General features: G+C 66.5%; 6 protein-coding genes. All 6 read right to left on the reverse strand.

The genetic code is table 11. The annotated features are described in order from the left end of the window. Nucleotides 1-56 precede the first annotated feature (56 nt). Nucleotides 57-1,526, reverse strand: coding sequence for a sensor histidine kinase (locus tag LG661_RS01690; protein ID WP_230530133.1), 1,470 nt, complete (start codon nucleotides 1,524-1,526; stop codon nucleotides 57-59). Nucleotides 1,527-1,630: 104 nt separating this feature from the next. Then, nucleotides 1,631-2,533, reverse strand: coding sequence for a sugar kinase (locus LG661_RS01695; protein WP_230530134.1), 903 nt, complete (start codon nucleotides 2,531-2,533; stop codon nucleotides 1,631-1,633). A 73-nt stretch (nucleotides 2,534-2,606) separates the two neighbouring features. Continuing rightward, nucleotides 2,607-3,515, reverse strand: a complete 909-nt coding sequence (locus tag LG661_RS01700; RefSeq protein ID WP_230530135.1) for an N-acetylglucosamine kinase — start codon at nucleotides 3,513-3,515, stop codon at nucleotides 2,607-2,609. A gap of 40 nt (nucleotides 3,516-3,555) precedes the next feature. Further along, complete coding sequence (locus LG661_RS01705; RefSeq protein ID WP_230530136.1) at nucleotides 3,556-4,446, reverse strand: N-acetylmuramic acid 6-phosphate etherase; 891 nt, start codon at nucleotides 4,444-4,446, stop codon at nucleotides 3,556-3,558. Nucleotides 4,447-4,549: 103 nt separating this feature from the next. Beyond that, complete coding sequence (locus tag LG661_RS01710) at nucleotides 4,550-5,575, reverse strand: serine hydrolase domain-containing protein (RefSeq protein ID WP_230530137.1); 1,026 nt, start codon at nucleotides 5,573-5,575, stop codon at nucleotides 4,550-4,552. 6 nt (nucleotides 5,576-5,581) lie between these two features. Then, nucleotides 5,582-6,208 (reverse strand): anhydro-N-acetylmuramic acid kinase (locus LG661_RS01715; protein ID WP_230530138.1); only part of this gene is annotated, 627 nt, incomplete at its 5' end.

The raw sequence follows: 6,208 nt of genomic DNA on the forward strand, positions 1-6,208 counted from the left end.
TCGAAGGATGAGGCGGGCTCCCATGCGATGCGGTCGAGTTGCAGATCGATCTTCGCTCAGGCTGCGAGCTGGGTTAGCGGCAGGCGGATGCGAACCTGAAGGCCCTCGCGCCGCCAATCGTGAGCAATCTCGCCGCCGAGCTGGCCCGTGACGCTCTTGCGGGCGAGCTGAGAGCCGAAGCCCTCCGATTCCGGTTCGCCGTCGATGGGCGGGCCGTTCTCTTCCTGCCAGAGCAGCATCAGCACCGGACCCTGGATGGTCCAGCCGATGTGCAGGCGGCCGCCGGTGACGGAGAGCGCTCCATATTTCGAGGCGTTCGTCGCCAGTTCGTGCAGCACCAGTGTCAGGCCGGTTGCAGCCCTCGCGCCGATCCGGACGGGCTCGCCTTCGACAATCATCTGAGACGGCACATCCTGGTCGATGTGCGGCGCGAGGATGGCCCTGACGATTTCCTCCACGGATGTCTCGCCCTCCGCCGGCAGCGCGCCGGTGATGGCCGGGCGGATCAGTTCGTGCGCGCGAGCGAGGGCGTCCAGGCGTCCGCGCAAGGTGGAGGCCATCTGCTTCGGCGTTTCCGCCGTCCGTGCGGTCAGGGCCACCATGCCGCTCGCCATGGCGAAGAGGTTCTTGACCCGATGGTTGAGCTCGCGCACCAGAAGCTGGCGCGCCTCCTCGCCTCTGTAGCGGTCTGTGATGTCGAGAATCGTCCCGAGCAGCCGCACCGGCTTCAGTTCGCCGTCCACAATCTCGTAGAGCATGCGGCCACGGCTGACGATCCAGCGGAGCTCTCCGTCGGGGCGGACGATCCGGTGCTCGAGATTGAGCTGCCCGCCCGATTTCGGGTCCGTCATCGAGGAGACGGCGGCGACCACGAGGTCGCGGTCTTCCGGGTGGATGGACGACAGCCAGAATTCGTAAGTGGCGGGCTCATCCTTCGAGAGGCCGAAAATCTCCTTCTGCCGCTCCGACCAGAAGGTCTCGCCCGTCTGGGCGTTCCACTCCCACAGTCCAAGCTCCGTGGCGTCGACGGCGAGCGATAGCCGCTCCGTATGCAGCGCCGTCTCGCGCGCCTGGCGCTCGGCCTCGATGCGGGCTTTCACCCGCTCCGTGACATTGGCGGCGAGCGCGAGAATCCCGTCGATCCGGTCGTCCGCATTGCGGACGGGAAGGAGCTTGATGTTCCAATAGGTGATCCTGTCGGGACTCAGCTCGAAGGGAGCCGACTGGATTTCCCGGGGCTCGCCCGTGTCGAGGACCTCGCGACGCAGTTCGTGCAGCTCCGACGTGTAACGAGATCCCATGATCTCGGACAACGTCTTGCCGATCAGGTCGTCGTCGAAACGCGACATTGCCGAGCGGTAGAGGCGGTTCGCGAAGGCAAAGCGGTGCTCGGGACCGAGAGTGACCGCAATGGCGAGGGGTATGTTCTCGAGGAGCTCGGCCAGTGCTTCCTGGCTGAATCCCCCCGCGCCCGCCTGGAAACGGATCTCGTTGAGCCCATGTGCCCAGGGCTGAAAAGGACTCACCGCGATATCCTTACGTGATGGGAGCGTGAGAAGCGTAGAGGCGTGACTTTAAAACGTCATAGCGCGTTTTCCAAATCCGTCCATGCCATGATCCGCATAATGTCCTAGGCCGCCAGGGCTCTCTCCGGAAAGGCCTCCTGGGTGCGCAGAACGTCCTCACGTTGCGGCAGGCTCGCCTCGTTGCCGAGATGCTGGATCGCATGAGCAGAGGCGGCACGGGCGAAGATGAAGTGCTCGCGCCAGGACAGTTCCGGCCGCGCCATGGCGGAATAGACGTAAGCGCCATGGAAGATGTCGCCCGCCCCGTTCGTGTCGACAACAGCGGAGGCTGGAACATCGAGGGCCGGCAGGACACTCTCCATGCCGGTCTCCTCATACCAGACGAGGCCCCGCTCACCCAGGGTCACGCCGCCGATCTTGCAGCCGCGGCTCTTAAGATAGGCCAGCATGCCGGCCGGCGTCAGGTCCATCTGCTCGCACAGGCGCTCGGCGACAATGGCGACGTCGATGAATTCCAGAAGCTCGTGAGTGTTCGAGCGCAGCCCGCCGCCATCGAGCGAAGTGAGAATGCCGGCCTCGCGGCAGGTCCGGGCGTAATGCATCGCGGCGTCGGCCTGGTGGCCGTCGAGATGGAGCGCCTTGCAGCCGGCGAGATTCAGGGGCGGAACCGGGTGGAGGTAATGGTCGTCGCGGCAGCGGACGATGGCGCGCTTGCCGCCGCGCGGCATGATGAAGGACAGGGAGGATTCCGCCACTTTCCGGTGGTGGACCGAGATGCCGTACTTCGCTGCCATGTCGATGAACATACGGCCGAGCCAGTCATCCGCGATCGACGTCAGGAGGTCCGGGGCAATGCCCAGCTTCGCGCAGGCAAAGGCAGCGGTCACCGCATTGCCGCCGAAGGAGATCGCGTAATCCCGCGCCACGGTCTTCTCGTCGCCCGTGGGAAGCTCGTCCGCCAGGAAAGTCACGTCGATATAGGTCTGGCCCACAAAGAGAGCATGCATCGCTGAATATCGTCCTCGGTCCGTGTCTCGCTGTGGAAGTCTTGGACGAGGATAGGGGCGAGCGCAAGCCGGTCTAGGCCTGGTTGAGCGTGGCCGCAAGCCGCGCCGCCGTCAGGGCCGCATCGAGATCGGCGGTGATGCATTCGACCGGGGCGATAAGGTCCTGGCGGAAGGCTTCCGCAAGGGCCGGATGGAGGCGGGACGTTCCGCCGACCAGGGCGACGGGGCGGGGGCCGAGCCTCTTGATGAGGGCGTTGGCAAGCCGCCCCAGCTCCTCGCCGGCCTCCCGCAGGATGCGCAGGGCCGTTTTATCCCCGGCTTCGGCCGCCTCGCCCACGGCGCGGGCGAGGGAGCCGATCTTGCCCCTGTCGCCGCCATAGACGAAGGAGCGCACCAGGTTCCAGTCGGTGCCGCCGAGCGCCTTGGCGAGGCTGATCCCGAGCGTGGTCACCCAACCCCTGCCGGGGCTCTCCTCTTCCTTGCGCAGAACGGCCTTCAGGGCCTCGCGGGCCACCCAGAAGCCCGACCCGCCGTCGTCGATCAGGTTGCCCCGGCCGCCGACCCGGATCACGTTCTTGTCTTCCGACAGGTAATAGCCGATGGAGCCCGTGCCGCTGTAGACGAGGATGCCTTCCCCTAAGGCGAAGTAGGACAGGTAGGCGATCCACATGTCTTCCGCGACGAAGATCCGATCTTCAGGAATGCCGAAGGCCTGCGCGAAGACCGAGCGCATGGTCGCCTCGGCCGGCGTGTCGCGGGTGAGGCCCGTGATGCCTGCGATGAGGCCCTGGGGCCGGCCGGATTTCGTGACCGTCTGGGCGAGGGAGGCGACGATCTGTCTGGCGCGCTCCTCGGCGGCGGGGGAGAAGAGATGGCCCGTCAGCGGCTCGACGGAGCCCTGCGCGACGCAGTGACCGCTCAGATCCGCCAGCCGCCAGCGCGTGGCCGTTCCGCCCGCGTCGATGCCAAGCCCCAGCGCCATGACATTTGCTTTCTCGTTGCCGCCCTTGATGCCGGGTTTCTTAGGCCGTCTTCATGAAATCCGCCAGAGCCTCGCGCAGGTTGCCGCCGCTCTTCGCAAGTGCGTCCTGCGCCTGCGACGGGCTGGCGCCCAGGGCGATGAGAACGGCGCTCTTGAGGTCCCCGTCCGCCTGACGGATCGCTTCTGCGGCCTTGGCGTCGTCGCAGCCGGTGATCTGGGAGACCATGACCTCGCTGCGGCGGCGCAGCTTTGCGTTGGTCGCGCGCATATTGACCATGAGGCCGCGATAGACCCGGCCCATGCGGACCATGATGAGCGACGAGAGAAGGTTGAGAATCACCTTCTGCGCCGTGCCCGCCTTCATGCGCGTCGATCCGGCGATCACCTCCTCGCCCGTATCGGCGAGGATCGGGTGGGAGCAGGCTTCGAGAATAGGCGCGTCGGGATTGTTCGAGATGCCGATGGTCTGCGCGCCGCGGGCTTTCGCTTCCCGGAGCGCCGCGATCGTAAACGGCGTCCGGCCGCTGGCGGCGACGCCGATCACCACGTCGTCCGGGCCGATCCCGTGCTGGCGGACCCCGGCGATGCCCTCCTCGACGGAATCCTCCGCATTCTCGACCGCCTTCATGATGGCCCCTTCGCCGCCCGCGATCAGATAGACGAGCTTGTCGTCGGGCCAGTTGAAGGTGGGGGGCAGTTCGGTCCCGTCCTGCACGCCGATACGGCCCGAGGTGCCGGCCCCCGCATAGACGAGGCGTCCGCCCCGGCGCAGCCGCAGGGTGGCCTCTTCGGCCGCCGCGGCAATCGCGGGCAGGGAGGACCGGACGGCGGCGACCGCCGAGAGCTGTCCTTCATAGAAAGCGGAGAGGATGTCGAGGCTCGGCCAGGTATCGAGGTCCTGGTAGCGGGTGCTGAAATGTTCTGTCGCCATGATGCCGGTTCTTTGATGAGACCAGTATAGGTCCAGTTGGCAGCCTCAACAATGGCTCCCGCGGGATCTCAGGGAATGCCTCACCCGCTTTTTGTCGGCATCCTTAAGATTGCGCGCGCCCGTCGAACAACGCGATGACCCGCTCTCCCGTTGCACGGCGCAGGGCGAGAATCCCGCTGTCCTTGTGACGGGTCGGATGCACCCGGTTGGTCAGTAGCGACCAGGCAAGGCCGCGCTCGAAATCGACCCACAATCCCGTGCCGGTGAACCCCGTATGCCCGATCGTCCCGTCCGAGCAGGCGTCGCCCCCGTGCCAGCCGGAATGGGACGCCTCCCAGCCCACGGTCCGCGTCGCGGATTCCCGCGTCCGGATCGCCTTGAGGGATTCCGGCGCGAGGGATGTGCCGGCAAGGAGCGAACGGGCGAAATCGAGCACGCCGTCGATGGTGCCGAAGAGGCCCGCATGGCCCGATGCGCCGCCGAGCGCGAAGGCGTTCTCGTCATGCACCTCGCCCCGGATCACGCGGTCGCGCCAGGTGCAGCGTTCCGTGGCCGCACACAGCTTAGGATCGGGCCGGAACGAAAAGTCTTTCGGCAAGGGCTGCTCGATCAGCGGCTTGCCAGCGAGGCACTCGATGGCGATGCCGAGCAGCATGAAGTTGATGTCGGAATAGACCGGCGGACCGCTCCGCCAGACGCGCTGCAGAATGAAGGCGCGTAGCGTGTTCGCATCCTGCCCATAGGTGTAGAGCGGCTCCACCGCCGGCAGATGCGTCTGGTGAGCGAGGCACTGGCGGAAGGTGAGACGCCGCTCGGCGGCGCCCATGTCGTACTGGCGCAGGTCGGGAATCGCGACCGTGAGAGGATCGTCGAGACCGATCCTGCCGTCCTCCACCAGCTTCAGGATGCAGGTGGTCGTGAAGATCACCTTGGTGAGCGAGGCAAGGTCGAACCATGTCTCCCGCAAGAGGCTCTCCCGCACCGGTTCGATCTGCGCCGCGCCGGCCCATTGTACGGCGCGCGCGCCGTCGGCGGTAACAATGCCGAGCACCGCACCCGGAATGTCTCCGGCCTGAACGGAGGCCGCGGCGGGCGCGAAAGCCTCAGCGATGATCGCGTCGGGAGCCATGGCGCTTCAGGCGGCGCGATGCCATTCGCCGCCGGTCATGGGATGCGGCACGCCGGTCGTGGTCGGCAGGCTCAACGGAAGGCCGAGGGTGGAACGCACGGCGAGATAGCCGAAGGCCTGCGCTTCGAGGAAATCGCCGTTCCAGCCGACGGCCTCGACCGGATCGACGGTGACGCCCAGGCGCTCGCGCAGGCGCTTCATGAAATAGGCGTTGTTCCGCCCGCCGCCGGTCACGAGCCAGCGTTGGGGCTCGCGTGGAACATGCCGGAGCGAAGCGGCGACGGATTCGATGGTGAATTCCGCAAGGGTCGCGGCGCCGTCCTCGTCCGAGAGAGCGTCCACGCTCTTGGCGCGGGCATGGAAGTCCTGGCGGTCGAGGGATTTCGGCGCGGGACGGTCGAAGAACGGGTTCTGCATGAACTCATCGACGAGTTTTCTGTCAGCCTTCCCGGACGCCGCGAGCTGTCCATTCTCGTCGAAGCTCAGGCCCCGGCGGCGCAGGATGAAATCGTCGAGGAGCGCGCTTGCCGGTCCCGTATCGAAGGCGATCACCGGGTCGGCGTCGATATAGGTGACGTTCCCGACCCCGCCGAGATTGAGGACCATGAGCGGCTGGGGAAGGGGGGGGGGGGG

Source organism: Microvirga roseola, assembly GCF_020866965.1.
In the GTDB taxonomy this organism is placed as follows: domain Bacteria; phylum Pseudomonadota; class Alphaproteobacteria; order Rhizobiales; family Beijerinckiaceae; genus Microvirga; species Microvirga roseola.